The sequence below is a fragment of the Solibacillus sp. FSL R5-0449 genome (genome assembly GCF_037975215.1).
Taxonomy (GTDB): Bacteria; Bacillota; Bacilli; order Bacillales_A; family Planococcaceae; genus Solibacillus.
Genome location: NZ_CP150239.1, coordinates 712,473 through 727,931 on the forward strand (window position 1 = coordinate 712,473; position 15,459 = coordinate 727,931).

13 protein-coding genes are annotated in these 15,459 nt (G+C 37.5%); all 13 read left to right on the plus strand.

The window, feature by feature from the left end; all coding sequences use genetic code 11:
- Positions 1-11: 11 nt before the first annotated feature.
- The 13 genes from MKY27_RS03375 (at position 12) to prfB (ending at position 15,334) form a co-directional block, all read left to right on the plus strand.
- A complete protein-coding gene (locus MKY27_RS03375; RefSeq protein ID WP_339197744.1) occupies positions 12-734 on the plus strand; it encodes a glycosyltransferase family protein in 723 nt (240 codons plus the stop codon).
- Positions 734-1,693: a UDP-2,4-diacetamido-2,4,6-trideoxy-beta-L-altropyranose hydrolase gene (gene pseG, locus MKY27_RS03380; protein WP_339197746.1), complete on the plus strand. Its 960-nt coding sequence runs from the start codon at positions 734-736 to the stop codon at positions 1,691-1,693. Before MKY27_RS03375 ends, pseG begins: the two co-directional genes overlap by 1 nt.
- The gene (pseI, locus tag MKY27_RS03385) at positions 1,690-2,736 is read left to right on the plus strand and encodes a pseudaminic acid synthase (RefSeq protein WP_339197748.1); all 1,047 of its coding nucleotides are present in this window, start codon (positions 1,690-1,692) and stop codon (positions 2,734-2,736) included. Before pseG ends, pseI begins: the two co-directional genes overlap by 4 nt.
- A 318-nt stretch (positions 2,737-3,054) precedes the next feature.
- A complete protein-coding gene (gene pseC, locus MKY27_RS03390; RefSeq protein WP_339197750.1) occupies positions 3,055-4,188 on the plus strand; it encodes a UDP-4-amino-4,6-dideoxy-N-acetyl-beta-L-altrosamine transaminase in 1,134 nt (377 codons plus the stop codon).
- Between the two features lie 408 nt (positions 4,189-4,596).
- Positions 4,597-4,980: a flagellar protein FlaG gene (locus MKY27_RS03395; protein WP_339197752.1), complete on the plus strand. Its 384-nt coding sequence runs from the start codon at positions 4,597-4,599 to the stop codon at positions 4,978-4,980.
- Positions 4,981-5,004: 24 nt separating this feature from the next.
- A complete protein-coding gene (gene fliD, locus MKY27_RS03400) occupies positions 5,005-7,536 on the plus strand; it encodes a flagellar filament capping protein FliD (protein WP_339197755.1) in 2,532 nt (843 codons plus the stop codon).
- 17 nt (positions 7,537-7,553) lie between these two features.
- Positions 7,554-7,913, plus strand: a complete 360-nt coding sequence (locus MKY27_RS03405; RefSeq protein WP_339197758.1) for a flagellar protein FliT — start codon at positions 7,554-7,556, stop codon at positions 7,911-7,913.
- A gap of 29 nt (positions 7,914-7,942) precedes the next feature.
- Positions 7,943-8,347 (plus strand): flagellar export chaperone FliS, encoded by a 405-nt coding sequence (gene fliS, locus MKY27_RS03410; RefSeq protein WP_339197760.1) that lies wholly within the window; start codon positions 7,943-7,945, stop codon positions 8,345-8,347.
- A gap of 634 nt (positions 8,348-8,981) precedes the next feature.
- Complete coding sequence (locus MKY27_RS03415) at positions 8,982-9,524, plus strand: competence protein ComK (protein ID WP_339197762.1); 543 nt, start codon at positions 8,982-8,984, stop codon at positions 9,522-9,524.
- A gap of 238 nt (positions 9,525-9,762) precedes the next feature.
- Positions 9,763-10,140 carry a PilZ domain-containing protein gene (locus MKY27_RS03420; protein ID WP_339175275.1) on the plus strand — a complete coding sequence of 126 codons (378 nt, stop codon included), beginning with the start codon at positions 9,763-9,765 and terminating at the stop codon, positions 10,138-10,140.
- A 159-nt stretch (positions 10,141-10,299) separates the two neighbouring features.
- Entirely contained in the window at positions 10,300-10,857 is a 558-nt protein-coding gene (gene raiA, locus MKY27_RS03425) for a ribosome-associated translation inhibitor RaiA (protein ID WP_008407321.1), read from the plus strand.
- A 455-nt stretch (positions 10,858-11,312) separates the two neighbouring features.
- Positions 11,313-13,823: a preprotein translocase subunit SecA gene (gene secA, locus MKY27_RS03430; protein WP_339197765.1), complete on the plus strand. Its 2,511-nt coding sequence runs from the start codon at positions 11,313-11,315 to the stop codon at positions 13,821-13,823.
- 406 nt (positions 13,824-14,229) lie between these two features.
- A protein-coding gene (gene prfB, locus MKY27_RS03435; RefSeq protein ID WP_339199625.1) for a peptide chain release factor 2 occupies positions 14,230-15,334 on the plus strand; the annotation gives its coding sequence in 2 pieces (ribosomal slippage) (positions 14,230-14,301 and positions 14,303-15,334; 1,104 coding nt in all).
- Positions 15,335-15,459: the final 125 nt, after the last annotated feature.

The window sequence follows — 15,459 nt, forward strand, 5'->3', positions numbered from 1 at the left end:
GAGGGGTCTTAATGGAAACTATTACGATTATCCAGGCGAGAATGGGCTCGACACGTTTGCCTGGAAAAATTTTAAAACCTCTTGGTGATGTCGATGTACTAAGCTATAACGTTGCACGTTGTCGAGCGATTAAAGGAGTGAGTGAAGTTATAGTTGCTACAAGTTGTCTATTACAAGATGATGAGATAGCAGGGTGGTGTGAAAAAAACGGAGTAAAATACTTTAGAGGTTCGGAAGATGACGTTTTAGAACGCTATGTGCAGTGTGCACAAGTATATAACCCGGATTATATTATGCGAGTTACATCTGACTGTCCATTTGTTGATTACGAGGTGGCTAGTGAAATTGTTGAATTGATGGAACGTGAACGTAAAGATGTAGTAATTCTTGAAGGTGAATTACCTCGAGGATTGGCGGTTGAACTTATTTCATATGAAGCGCTACTTCGAATAAACGAGCAAGGTAAAGAATCGAGGCATAGAGAACATGTTACTTATTATGCATATGAATTTAAAGAGCAATTTGAAACAGCAATTTATAAAACACCTTTAAATCGCCGTTCTCCGGAGCTTCGTATAACGCTTGATACAGAAGAAGATTATGACTTGCTAGTTGAAGTAGCGAACCATTTTAATGACCCACTCATTTCAAGTGCTGAAGTAATCTATTTTTTAAAAAATACACCAAAAGTGGCTAGTATCAATGCCCATATAGAGCAAAAGCCGGTGGTATAATGATGAATATTATTATTCGAACAGATGCTTCAATTGAAATTGGTAGTGGACATGTAATGCGTTGTTTGACAATCGCAAAAAAATTACGTGAAAAAGGATGTCGTGTAAAGTTCTGGATGAAACCATTAGTAGGTAACTTAATTGATTATGTTATGCAAGAAGGTTTTGAGAACTTGGAGGAAGCAACGTTAGCTGATATGTATATTATAGACCATTATGAGTTAGGGATAGAATGGGAGCAAAATATACGACCATTTACAAAAAAAATAATTGTTATTGACGATTTAGCCAGAACACATGATTGCGATTTATTACTTGATCAAAATATCGTGCCTAATTACGAAACACGTTACGACGGTAAAGTTCCTTCCCATTGTGTAAAGCTATTAGGTCCAAAATATTTAATTATGAGAGATGAATTTATTGAGGCCCGGGCAAAATTACGAACACGTTCAAGTGATGTAAGACGATTACTTATATTTATGGGAGGATCTGATCCGACAAATGAAACATTAAAAGTATTAGAAGCATTGCGAACAATTCAATTCGAAAGAATTGATGTAATAGTAGGAAACAGTAATCCTATGAAAGATACTATACGTAAAATTTGCTGGGAACGTGGATATTCGTATCATTGTCAAATAGATTATATGGCAAAACTTATGCAATTGGCAGATTTTGCTGTCGGTGCCGGTGGAGGAACAACTTGGGAACGTTGTTATGTAGGTCTCCCTTCAAGTGCGACAATTGTAGCCGATAATCAAAGAGAGACGACCGCTTATGCTGCGAGCCTAGGTGTTGTAAAAAATATAGGATGGCATGAGCAAGTAACGGTAGATACATATAAACAATTATTAGGAAATTTACTCATTGATAATATGAGTAAAAGAGGGATTGAATTAACCGCTACTAAAAGGTCGAATGCATGGATATATGAAATATTGGAGTTGAAAACATGATTAAAATTGGACATAAAGAAATAGGTAGTCATACTAAGCCGTTTATTATTGCGGAAATGTCAGGAAATCACAATCAATCGCTTGATCGTGCACTACGATTAGTAGAGTTAGCTGCCGAAGCAGGCGTCGATGCTTTAAAATTACAAACTTATACACCAGATACAATTACATTAGATGTTCACTCAGGTGAATTTTATATCGAAGATGATCAAAATCTTTGGAAAGGTAATTCTCTTTATAATTTATATAAAGAAGCTCACACTCCATGGGAATGGCATAAAGCTATTTTTGATAAAGCTGCAGAACTAGGATTACTAGCATTTAGTTCTCCTTTTGATGAAACAGCTGTAGATTTTTTAGAAACATTAAATGTTCCTGCATATAAAATTGCCTCTTTTGAAAATGTTGATTTACCACTTATTCGGAAAGTGGCACGAACTGGTAAACCTACAATTATTTCAACTGGAATGGCAACTGCAGCCGAACTTGATGAAGCAGTTAAAACTTTCCGGAAAGAAGGTAATAACCAGCTCATTCTTTTAAAATGTACAAGTACTTATCCAGCTACACCTTTAAACTCTAACTTAGCAACTATCCCACATATGCGTGAATTATTTGGTACGGAAATTGGTTTATCAGATCATACAATGGGCGTTGGTGTTTCTGTCGCAGCTGTTACACTAGGCGCTACAGTAATAGAAAAGCACTTTACTACAGCACGTGCGGATGGTGGGGTAGACTCAGCATTCTCAATGGAACCACATGAACTAAAAATGCTTGTAGAGGAAACAGAGCGAGCTTGGCAAAGTTTAGGACATATTCAATATGGACCGACAGATGCAGAAAAAGATTCTACTAAGTTCCGTCGTTCATTATATATTGGGGAAGATTTAAAAGCAGGTGACATTTTAACAAAGGATAATTTACGAAATGTTCGGCCTGGATTAGGTTTACCCACAAAATATTATGATCTAGTGTTAGGTAAGGAGATTAAACATAATGTGAAAAAAGGGACTCCCCTCAGTTGGGACCTTTTAATATAAATGTATTTAAGCTAATTGTGGCGGCGAATTAAATTCTACAGAAATTAATGAATTAATGGGTAATGAAGTCTATATCGACATATTTAGATTTACTCTAACCTTGAAAAAGTCAAGTAGAAGGAAAATACTTTAAAAGACTTTGGGGTGAAGGCAGATCTTATACAATAATTGAACTTAATATCCTAAATAAAGCATATCTACTGAATATTCTTTAGAAACAATAATTCAATCAAGCAAAATTGAAAAAGAAAAACAAATTATTTTGGATTGGATATCTGAGAATAGATTATATTTACATCATAGTTTGGAGCGAATTAAATGACTATCCAAAATTTCATCTCGTATGGTAAACAGAATATAGATGAGGAAGACATCCAAGCAGTAATTGAAACCCTTCGTTCACCTTATTTAACACAGGGGCCTAAAATCGCAGAATTTGAAAGTGCTATTGCAGAATATGTTGGTACAAAATATGCGGTTGCTTTTACAAACGGCACGGCAGCACTGCATGGGGCGTGCTATGCAGCAGGAATTGGAGTAGGTGATGAAGTAATTACTTCCCCTATAACTTTTGCAGCGAGTGCAAACTGTGTACGATACGTAGGAGGATCGGTTGTTTTTGCTGATATCGATAAATATACGTATAACATTAATCCGAAAGAAATACGAAAAAAAATAACTTCTGAAACGAAAGCAATTATTCCTGTAGATTTCACAGGTCAACCAGTTGATATCGATGAAATTATGCAAATTGCTAAAGAACATAATTTAGTAGTAATTGAAGACGGTGCTCACTCTTTAGGAGCTACATATAAAGAGCGAAAAGTTGGTCAAACAGCTGACATGACAATGTTTAGTTTTCATCCTGTAAAGCCAGTAACAACTGCTGAGGGGGGAATAATTGTTACAAATAATGAGGAGTTCTACAAAAAATTAATGCAATTTAGAAGCCATGGTATTGAAGCGACACAGTATGCCTCAGAACAAGGAGCTTGGTATTATGAAATGACAGATTTAGGTTATAACTATCGCATGACAGACATGCAAGCTGCTTTAGGCTTATCACAAATTAAGAAGCTGGATTCATTCATAGAACGCCGTCAAGAAATTGCAAAAAAATATAATTTAGAATTTCAAAAACATTCACGTGTAACTACACCAAAGCTATTAGTTGAAACAAACTCTGGCTGGCATCTATATATACTTCAATTAAACGATTTAAATAGAAAAGAAGTTTTTGATTTAATGCGTGCGGCAAATATAGGGGTACATGTCCATTATATTCCTGTTTACTGGCATCCCTATTATCGAAACATCGGTTATGAAAAAGGTTTATGTCCAGTTGCAGAAGCTTGGTATGAAAAAGCGTTAACGCTTCCTATTCACCCTAGTTTAACGGACGAGCAAATCAATTATATTGTAGATACATTAAAAAGTATTTTAAAGAAATAATCAGGGGGACTTCAGTATAAAATACTGAAGTCCTCTCTTTTTTGACGATATTAAATATACAAATAAACCCAAATGAAAATTGGCAATATATCGAAAGAATATTTATTATTTTATGATGTGCATAAAACCCATAAGTTTTTTCGATATTATGAAGAGTCTATCCTTTCAAAGTAATTTTAACAATCGGCATTTACATATTCATGAACAATATAATTAGCAGAGAAAGTTGTACGTAATTAGCCATTACTCAAAGGTGAAAAATAATAAATGCGTATTGGCTGGTGAGGTAAAACTAAACGTTCCTTATTAAAATCCATACCAATCTATAAAAAACTGAAATTCCCTTATTATTGTCCGATATAAATAACAATAATAACGGTTGCATTGAATTGAAGGAGGATGAACAACATGCGTATTTCAGGAAGTTCAAATTTAGAAGTGACGAATCAGATAACCTTATCAAATATTACAACAAAGGAATCAGTAGAAAAGTCAGGAAGCGACACTACTACCAGAAAAGAAACGGCAACGATTGAGCCGATGTTTCAACTAAAAAATGGCGATGAAACGAAGGCAAAAGTCCAAGAGGCTGTTAATAAGATGAACGAGATGCTCGATGTAAATAACAGTACATCTAAATTTATGTTCCACGAAGGTCTTGAACGCTACTATGTTACAGTGGTAAATCGTGATACGGAGGAAGTAGTTAAAGAAATACCTCCTAAAAAATTACTAGATGCTTTTTATGAAATGCAAAAAATGTTAGGTATGGTTGTAGACGAAAAAATTTAAGTAGTAACCAGGGAGGAAATATATATGGTAATGCGAGTTGGTGGATTAGCATCAGGTATGGATATCGATGCTTTGGTAGAAAAATTAATGAATGCCGAACGGGCACCTTTAAATAAATTGACACAAAAGAAACAAACATATGAATGGCAACGCGATGCTTATCGTGGTGTAAATACAAAATTAAAAACTTTTGATACGTATATTGCAGATAATTTAGTATTAAAATCCTTAAATTCCAAAACGGCTTCGACTTCAAATTCTAATCTTGTTAGTGCGACAGCAACAGGTTCAGCAACAGGTTCACTTTCGATTGAAGGGGTTTCACAATTAGCAACTTCAGCACGGGCTGTAGGAAATCAAGTAAGTGCAGCTGGGTCTACAAAAATGAGCGACTTAATTGGTGGTGGAACTAAAACAATCGAATTGAAAGCAATTAAAGCTGATGGGACAATGCCTTCTGAAGCAACGAAAATTGAAATCACTGATGGAATGACGGTTAATCAATTTGTAAGTAAGGTAAATGCGAGTAATGCGGGAGTATCGGCTGTATTTGAAAATGGTCGTTTCTCATTTACAGCCAAAAATTCCGGGGATAACAAAGCCGGAGAAGAAATTGAAGTTATGAGTGGGAAAGATATTTTCACGAGTTTAGGTTTTTTCCAGCAAAAGGATGAATTAGGTAATGTAATCGATAAATTTCAAACAACAGCTGGAAAAAATGCGATTTTCCAAGTAAACGGTATTGCGACAGAACGCTCTTCAAATACATTCAGTCTTTCAGGATATAACGTTACATTAAAAGAGACGTTCAATACCACTCAAACAATTGCTGACAAATATAAATCGGCACAAAAGGAAATGCAATTGGCGACAGAAAATGAAGCAAACAAAGCTGTAGCTCTCGCAAATGCGCTTTCTGCCTATTATGGAAATGGTACAAGTGATACACCAAACTATACGAGCACGCATAACAATATATACAATGCAGCATTTGGAAATACTTTATCATTAACAGAACAAGCAGAATATCGTAAACTAACTACTTCAGACTGGAAAAACCTTACGGCTGAAGAATTTGAAACAATCAAATTGGCAAGCTCCAATAGTAAAGAAGATGTAATAGCAGTAATAGATGCAAGTAGCTTATCAGATGAATCGAAAACAAAATTAAAAGCGTTATCTGCAGAAAAAATGTCAACAGTCTACAATACTTCAGAAAATGAATTTAGTCATTTTAAAGTACAGGCAGATTATGTTTCATATGGCGGCTCAAAATTAAAGGATTTATCGGGTGATGCTATTACTGCTTTAAAAGGTTTAACAATAGATGAAACAACCGAATTAAGTGCAATTCGTACATCTATAGATGAAAATGGATATTTCTCTGATGAACTAAAGTCAGCTTTAAAGTCATTGGATAAAGAAACGCTAACGTCCTTACAAAACTTAGATGCGACAACTTTGAATGAATATGCTGAAAAAGCGCAGTCTGATGAATTAAAGTCTAACTACAGTAAATTAGGGGATGCAAAAATTTTAGAAGTGTTTGCAGATCCTTCAAAAGTTTCTTCATTAACAGATGAACAACAAGCAATTTGGAATGGCTTATCTGGAACTGAGCAAACAGCATTTAAAAATCTTGCAGACCAAAACCAATTACGTTCTGCTTATAATACTGCCAAAGCTGAAGATGTTGCGGCGGATGAACGATTGGCAAATGCAGAAAATTCTTTAAACACGGCAAAGGCAGATGCTCAAAACGAAGGAGTACTTAATGGGGACGGTACGGTTAAAGATGATTTAGTGAATGCAGCGCCATCAGCTCAGTCGGTATCCTTGTCATCCACTACAAACGTAGACGAAATGATGAATAAAATTAAAGAATTTGTAACGACATATAACGGTCTTATTAAAGATTTAAATGATCAAACAAAAGAAACTAAATATCGTGATTATGCACCACTAACTGCTGAGCAGAAAAACGATATGGAAGAAAGTGAAATTAAGCTTTGGGAAGAAAAAGCGAAAAGTGGTTTACTTCGAAATGATTCGTTAGTGCGTAATGGCTTATCGAATATGCGCTCGCTAATTTATCAATCGAATCCTGGATTAGAGGGTTCTAAATATAACACTCTATTTAATGTGGGGATTACGACATCTAAAAGCTATAATGATGGCGGAACACTAGAAATTGATGAAGCGAAGTTAAGAAAAGCAATAGAGGAAGATCCAGATGCAGTAGAGCGATTATTTAAAAATAGTGGTGGGCAAAAGTCGGATCCTGCTTATGGTGGTTCAGATACTCGTGGCTATCTTGAAAAACTACGTGAATCTATGAAATCATTAGAAGTTAATATAGATAAAAAAGCTGGTCGTTCTACAATGACAGATGCACAATATGCAATTGGTAAAAGCTTGATTGATAACGAAAAGCGAATTGATACATGGCAAAGTAAATTGAAAAATATTGAAGCCAGATACTGGAAACAATTTACAGCTATGGAGACAGCAATCAATAAAGCGAATCAACAGTCTTCTATGTTCATGCAAGGATAATAGTTGGAGATGAGTTTATGGAAAATATACAGCAGTTACTGCAAATCTCAGCAAAACTTTACCAACATTTGGTAGTCCTTCCGGAGGGGGAACAGAGAGATGCTTATATCGATAAAACGAATGACTTATTAGATGAGCGGGGTATTATCATTGAAAAGATGCAACGTGATGGTTTTCAAGTTGATATGCAACAGAAATCCCATGCCATGCTAGTTGAGTTAGATAAAGGAATTCGCGAGCGTTTAAATAGTAATATGAAAGTAATTAAGAACGATTTAAAAGATCTGCAATATTCGAAAAAAAATGAGCAACAATATATGAATCCGTATGCAAATGTTCAAGTCATGGACGGTCGCTATTATGATAAAAAGAAGTAATACTAACAGCAATAAAAGGAGTGTCAACATTGACAACACAAACAAATGCTTTCAACGCATACAAACAAAACAGTGTGACAACTGCTTCCCCTGGGGAACTAACGCTAATGTTATATAACGGGTGCTTAAAGTTTTTGAATAAAGCGAAGCAGTCTATTACCGATAAAAATATAGAAGAGCGCAACCATTATATCCAGAGATCACAAGCAATTATTGGAGAATTAATGTCTACACTTAATATGGACATCGAAATTTCAAAACAAATGTTACCGCTATATGGATATATGAATCGTCGTCTTACGGAAGCAAACATCAAAAACGACCCTTCAATCATCACAGAAGTCGAAGGCCTAGTAACAGAATTCCGTGACACATGGAAAGAAGTTATCAAAATTACTCGCCAGCAGCAATACGGTACAGCTGGACAAGTATAAAATATAAATACAGAAGCCGATGTGAGGAGTTTTTAATCTTCCTACATCGGCTTTTTTAATTATAACTTTTCTCTCAAATTTCCACTTCTTAATTTATAAAATTTAAAATAGTCAAAATAGTATTGATTATATTGTACTATTTTGTATAATGTAAATAATTAGCAAATTTTGCTTGATACCATTTGGTTTAGTTTAACCATACATAACCAATGGACCTACATAAATCTAAAAACATCCTACGAACTTCAGCATCAATAAATTAATATTCGCCTTTTGCTAAATAGAAAACGGTAATATTAAACCCCTAGATGCCACTATACTCCAAGATTCCAAAACTTTCATCCGTTTTCCTAATACATAATAATTCGTTTAGTCATCTATTCAACTTTGTTCCGTTGCGGTATTGTTTTTGGCTGGAAAATTCTATTACTTTTATTCATCGAAGAAAGCGGTTACCAAATTAAGCTAACCGTAAAGGGGGTGAGTGAGTATGTGAAATGGCAAAATAAAAAACCCCAAGTGAAGATCCTGCATAGACATCACCTGAGGTTTGGACGCCGGAGTATACCGACATATTATAAGTATACTCCTTTTTACTGAAAATGATAACTATAAATTGGAAGGAGTATGGAAAATGTATAGAAATTCCTTGTATGATGCCTGTGTATTAAAGCCTGAATTTGATCAGCTTAATAATCTTTATACGCTAATGATTACTCCGAATAGTTATAAAAAAGTCCCGTTCACTCCGATGCAATTCCTGGATATGGAGCTGAAACAATATGGTTCAAGCTTAAAAGGGGCGAAGGAAGCGGCAAAAGCGGTCCTTAAGTCCAATTCGGTCAACCCGATTATGATTCCGAGGACTCCGCTTGTTCATATTTGGTTTCCGACAGAGGCGATGCGCAATAGTGAGAATTGTATGTACTTTGCATTGCATCATGTCGAAGATGTTAAACCGTATACGGAAAATCATTCTATTGCCGTTTTAATGAATTACGAAGAAATAATAGTTCCTGTACCGCATAGTAAACTGAAAAAACAATGGAGTAAGGCGAAAGATTACTTATCGACTGCCTTATTAAAACAATTTTACAAGGATCCTTTATATTCCAAAGCCGAGCAACAAATAATGTTAAAATGTGCAGAACTAAATGAACCATATGTAATCAATTAATAAGCATAGAGTTTTACGCAACGGAGCATCCCAATGTGTGAAACTCTTTTTGTTTCTCAATTTTTTATCAATAGCACAATCCTTTAATGAAAACGAGAAAAATTCTGGTTCGTTGGTCATGAGTTTGAAGTCACAAATTCTCCTTAAAATAGCAATTAAGCACATAGACATTTAATCGTATATTACATCATAATGTGGGTATATAAATTGTAGTAATGAATGGCTAGGGGGAACGGTTATGGCGTTTAAACGCACAGAAGGATTTCGCTTTACTTTTGGTGTCCCAATCGAAGCAAATTTTACCGAATTAATCAATGGAAAACAGGAACAATTAGAGGTGATAAAATACCCTTGTGAAATCATCGATGTGAGCCCGCACGGAATGAAAATGTTTTCTTCTCGGGAAATTGGTGAAAATAATAATAACCTGGTGCAGTTGGAACTGGAATTCATTTTAGACGAAGTATTGATTAAGGCCATTGGAGACATCGTATGGAAGAAGAAGTACGGCGATAAGTTTCAATATGGTTTAATCTTCGAAAATCAGCCAGGTATTGAAGAATTAATCGTCAGTGAATTAAAAGTTCGGCGGAAAAAAGAAGTCGGACGTAAGTAATTTGGTTGGTTACCATTGATTCCATATAACGATACGGTGTCTTTCTTATCAATCTGTAGGACAACTTGTCGAAAAATGAAAAAAGTTTCAAGTCGTAACAGGATTTTATTGATGAATGTAGAATAGATAATTAAGAGCAGTAATGAAGGAGGAGTTCACATGCTAAAGTTTAACATTCGTGGTGAAAATATTGAGGTAACTCCAGCGATTCGAGATTACGTTGAGAACAAAATTGAAAAGGTAGAACGCTATTTCAATGAAGATCTTAACGCGAACGCTAACGTCAATTTGAAGGTTTATAATGATAAACAAACAAAAGTAGAAGTGACGATTCCGATGAAAAATTTAACGCTGCGTGCCGAAGAGCGTCATAACGACATGTATGCTGCAGTTGACTTAATTGTCGACAAGCTTGAGCGCCAAATCCGAAAACATAAAACAAAAGTAAACCGTAAATTCCGTGATCGTGAAGGGACAGGTGTCTACTTCGCCAATGTGACATCCCAAATGGAAGCGAACGCTGAATCTTCAGAGGATGAATATACAATCGTTCGTACGAAGCAATTTGATCTGAAACCGATGGATCAGGAAGAAGCCGTTTTACAAATGAACATGTTAGGCCATGATTTCTATATCTTCACGGATGCAGAAACAGACGGCACGAACATCGTTTACAAACGTAAAGACGGAAAATACGGTTTAATTGAAACGAACTAAATGATTGACTTCCAAGCGGATTGCCTGAAATAGGCAATCCGTTTTTTGCTTTGTTGTAAAGTATCTAATTAAGGTTCTTGTAGTGTCTAATAAAAATATAAATTGGATATTATAAACTGAATTGACTATTATCCAGTACAAAGTGGCTATTAAGTATGGTCAAATGGCGATAATCGTAAGTGAACTGGCTATTAAATACTTTGAGTTGGCTAAAATCCGTAAAAAATGGCCAATAAAATATCCATTCTCTCATACACGTCTTTGCATTCTCTCTCAAAGTGGCTTTAAGTGGCTAATATCTGAAAAAAGTGTCTAAAACATCCTACTCCTCTGAGTTTCTCCTTAGCAAAAAATCGCGTTGCTTTAAATTACAATTCTTACCGCCCATTTGCACCACCGGCATATATAATGCTAAAATATACTTTGAGACTATTTATTGGGAAGTGACCAATTCGATGGCAAACATATTAAATAAATTATTTGATTTCAATAAAAAAGAAGTAAAGCGTTTAGAAAAGATTGCAGATAAAGTTGAAGCATTGGCAGGGCAGTTTGAAAACCTATCTGACGATGCATTAAAAGCGAAAACAGAAGAATTTAAAAATCGTTATCAAAATGGCGAAACAGTGGATGCTTTGTTGCCTGAAGCATTTGCAACAATTCGTGAAGCGTCTCGCCGTGTTCTTGGCATGTTCCCTTTCCGTGTGCAGATTATGGGGGCGGCTGCATTAAATGAAGGTAATATCGCGGAGATGAAAACCGGTGAAGGTAAAACTTTAACGTCGACAATGTCCGTTTATTTAAATGCGCTTACTGGAAAAGGTGTTCATGTCGTAACGGTCAATGAATATTTAGCAAGCCGTGACGCGACTGAAATGGGAGAGTTATATAATTGGTTAGGCTTAACGGTCGGTCTGAACCTGAACAGTCTTTCAAAAGACGAAAAGCGTGAAGCATATGCGGCGGATATTACATATTCGACGAACAATGAGCTTGGTTTCGACTATTTACGTGACAACATGGTGCTTTACAAAGAAGACCGTGTACAGCGTCCGCTTTATTATGCGGTAATCGATGAAGTTGACTCGATTTTAATCGATGAAGCGCGTACACCGTTAATCATTTCCGGACAAGCAGGGAAATCTGCACAGCTATACGTACAGTCAAATGCATTTGCCCGTATGTTAAAACAGGATGAAGACTACAACTATGAAGAATCAACAAAAGGCGTAACGTTGACAGAGCAAGGGATCGAAAAGGCGGAGCGTGCGTTTGGCATCGATAACTTATTCGATTTAACACATGTTCGTTTAAACCATGCGATCAACCAAAGCTTAAAAGCACATGCATCGATGCATAAGGATGTCGACTATGTTGTACAGGACGGGGAAGTTGTAATCGTTGACGGCTTTACTGGTCGTTTAATGAAAGGCCGACGCTATTCAGATGGTTTACACCAGGCGATTGAAGCGAAAGAAGGTCTTGAGATTCAAAATGAATCGATGACAATGGCGACCGTTACATTCCAAAACTATTTCCGTATGTACGAGAAACTGTCTGGTATGACAGGTACAGCGAAAACAGAGGAAGAGGAATTCCGCAACATCTACAATATGCAGGTTGTAGCGATTCCTACGAACAAACCGATTGCGCGTGATGACCGTCCTGACCTTATCTTTGCAACGATGGAAGGCAAGTTCAAAGCAGTTGCGGAAGATATCGCAGAGCGTCACCGTAATGGTCAGCCGGTACTGGTTGGTACGGTTGCGATCGAAACATCGGAAATCATTTCAAAATATTTAACGAAATTTAAAATTCCGCATAACGTGTTAAACGCGAAAAACCATGAGCGTGAAGCGGAAATCATTTTAAATGCCGGCCAAAAAGGTGCAGTTACAATTGCAACAAACATGGCAGGTCGTGGTACCGACATTAAACCGGGTGAAGGTGTGCTTGAAATTGGCGGTCTAGCGGTAATCGGTACAGAGCGTCATGAATCACGCCGTATCGATAATCAGCTTCGTGGTCGTTCTGGTCGTCAAGGGAACCCGGGGGTAACGCAATTCTATCTTTCTTTGGAAGATGAATTAATGCGACGCTTCGGTTCAGATAAAATGAAGACGATGATGACAAGACTTGGTATGGACGATACACAGCCGATCCAATCAGGCATGGTTTCAAAAGCGGTAGAATCAGCACAAAAACGTGTTGAAGGGAATAACTTCGATGCCCGTAAACGTCTATTACAATACGATGATGTACTTCGTCAGCAACGTGAAGTGATTTATAAAGAGCGTGAAGAAGTATTGGATTCGGAAAATATGCGTGCATTAGTAGAGTCTATGATATCTCAGGCAATCGAAAATCAAGTAGCCCTTCATACACAAGGCGAGAAGGAAAACTGGACACTGGATGCACTGGAAGACTATATCGCAGCGAATCTTTTAGATGAAGGCGATATTACGAAAGAGCAGCTTGAAAATAAATCACCAGAAGAAATGATCGCGTTCATCTCTGAAAAAGTGACAGCGCGCTATGATGAAAAAGAAGAAGCGATGACACCAGAGCGTATGCGCGAATTCGAAAAGGTTATTTTATTGCGTTCAATCGACTCGAAATGGATTGACCATATCGATGCTATGGATCAGTTACGTCAAGGGATTCACCTGCGAGCTTACGGTCAAAACGATCCATTACGCGAATACCAGCAAGAAGGTTTCGCAATGTTCGAAGACATGGTCGCAGCGGTACGTGAAGATGTAGCGAAGTACGCATTAAAAGCGGAAATCCGCAGTAATCTGCAACGTGAAGAAGTAGCAAAAGGACAAGCTGTCAACCCGAAAGAAGAAGGCGCAGCAAAACCCAAAAAACTACCGACACGTAAAGCCGAAAACATCGGACGCAACGACCCATGCCCATGCGGCAGCGGCAAGAAATACAAATCATGCCACGGCGTAGGCCAATAAAAGCAAGTAAACCGAGGTCATTGAAACTATGCTCAATGACCCGGTTTGTTTTTTCATAAAGGTTGAAATGAGGAAGTGCTAACATTTGGTGGGGAATATGGGACTTTTCCGATTGATTACTCACTCACCCTCTAGCTTTGGTAAAACTTAAGTGCCTCAATAATATAAGGTGCTTAAATTTAAAAATAAATGGCACTAAGTTGATTGGAGCGAAGGCGGCGACTCCTGGGGGAATAGCGTGACGCCTGAGACAAGGAACAAAAGCTAACAACGCCACGTCCTGTGGCAACGCTTTTGTGACCAACATCGTGTTGGCCTCACGCCCCCGGAAAGCGTCCGCCGCAGCGGAAATCAACGATGATAGAAAACGAAAACTTTAACACTCAACTACGGAGGAAAATATATGATGGAATTAGCAGATGTGCGGAATGCACTCGAAAATACAGCTACAAAACTAGCGGACTTCAGGGGGTCTCTTTGACTTAGAAAACAAAGAGGCACGCATCCAGGAACTAGATGAATTGATGCTTGAACCCGAATTCTGGAACGACCAGAACGGTGCACAGGCAATCATTAACGAAAGCAACGGCATTAAAGCAGTTGTCAACGAATTCAATGACTTAGTCGACACACAGGAAAATCTCGAAATGACGCTCGAGCTATTACGCGAAGAACCAGACGCAGAACTGCAGGAAGAACTAGGCAAAGAACTTACTGAATTCCAGACAAAAATGGAAGAGTTCGAACTGCAAATGCTGTTATCAGAACCATACGATAAAAACAATGCCATTTTAGAACTGCATCCAGGTGCAGGTGGTACCGAGTCGCAGGACTGGGGCTCGATGCTATTACGTATGTACACACGCTGGGCAGAGAAGCGCGGCTTTAAAGTAACGACAATCGACTATTTGCCTGGCGATGAAGCCGGCATTAAATCGGTTACACTTCAAATTTCAGGCCATAATGCATACGGCTATTTAAAAGCGGAAAAAGGCGTACACCGTCTAGTACGTATTTCACCGTTCGATTCTTCAGGCCGCCGTCATACATCGTTCGTTTCATGTGATGTTATGCCGGAGTTCAATGACGAAATCGAAATCGACGTTCGAACAGAAGATTTGAAGGTCGATACGTACCGCGCAACTGGTGCCGGTGGTCAGCATATTAACACGACCGACTCGGCTGTACGTATTACCCATCTTCCAACAGGTGTCGTTGTACAATGTCAGTCAGAACGTTCACAAATTAAAAACCGTGATGCAGCAATGAAAATGCTGAAATCGAAGCTGTATCAGCTGGAAATCGAAAAGCAGCAGGCACAGCTGGATGAAATTCGAGGAGAGCAGAAGGAAATCGGCTGGGGCTCACAAATTCGTTCATATGTATTCCATCCGTATTCAATGGTAAAAGATCACCGTACAAGTGCCGAAACAGGAAATGTAGGCGCTGTAATGGACGGCGACCTCGATATTTTCATTACTGCCTATTTACGATCAAAAATCTCATACTAACATCTTCAGCGGTTATCCGCTCAAGAAAGTGAAAACCGTGCCTTAGTAAAAAGCTAAGGCACGGTTTTTTTAGTGAAATTTAAGCTAAGTAATAATTTTCCACTTGTCAGATTTAAAAAAATATG

What these genes read in the sequence shown, in the direction of transcription:
- MKY27_RS03375 (WP_339197744.1), top strand. Translation starts at nt 12, where the DNA reads ATGGAAACTATTACGATTATCCAGGCGAGAATGGGCTCGACACGTTTG.
- pseG (WP_339197746.1), top strand. Translation starts at nt 734, where the DNA reads ATGATGAATATTATTATTCGAACAGATGCTTCAATTGAAATTGGTAGT.
- pseI (WP_339197748.1), top strand. Translation starts at nt 1,690, where the DNA reads ATGATTAAAATTGGACATAAAGAAATAGGTAGTCATACTAAGCCGTTT.
- pseC (WP_339197750.1), top strand. Translation starts at nt 3,055, where the DNA reads ATGACTATCCAAAATTTCATCTCGTATGGTAAACAGAATATAGATGAG.
- MKY27_RS03395 (WP_339197752.1), top strand. Translation starts at nt 4,597, where the DNA reads ATGCGTATTTCAGGAAGTTCAAATTTAGAAGTGACGAATCAGATAACC.
- fliD (WP_339197755.1), top strand. Translation starts at nt 5,005, where the DNA reads ATGGTAATGCGAGTTGGTGGATTAGCATCAGGTATGGATATCGATGCT.
- MKY27_RS03405 (WP_339197758.1), top strand. Translation starts at nt 7,554, where the DNA reads ATGGAAAATATACAGCAGTTACTGCAAATCTCAGCAAAACTTTACCAA.
- MKY27_RS03415 (WP_339197762.1), top strand. Translation starts at nt 8,982, where the DNA reads ATGTATAGAAATTCCTTGTATGATGCCTGTGTATTAAAGCCTGAATTT.
- MKY27_RS03420 (WP_339175275.1), top strand. Translation starts at nt 9,763, where the DNA reads ATGGCGTTTAAACGCACAGAAGGATTTCGCTTTACTTTTGGTGTCCCA.
- raiA (WP_008407321.1), top strand. Translation starts at nt 10,300, where the DNA reads ATGCTAAAGTTTAACATTCGTGGTGAAAATATTGAGGTAACTCCAGCG.
- secA (WP_339197765.1), top strand. Translation starts at nt 11,313, where the DNA reads ATGGCAAACATATTAAATAAATTATTTGATTTCAATAAAAAAGAAGTA.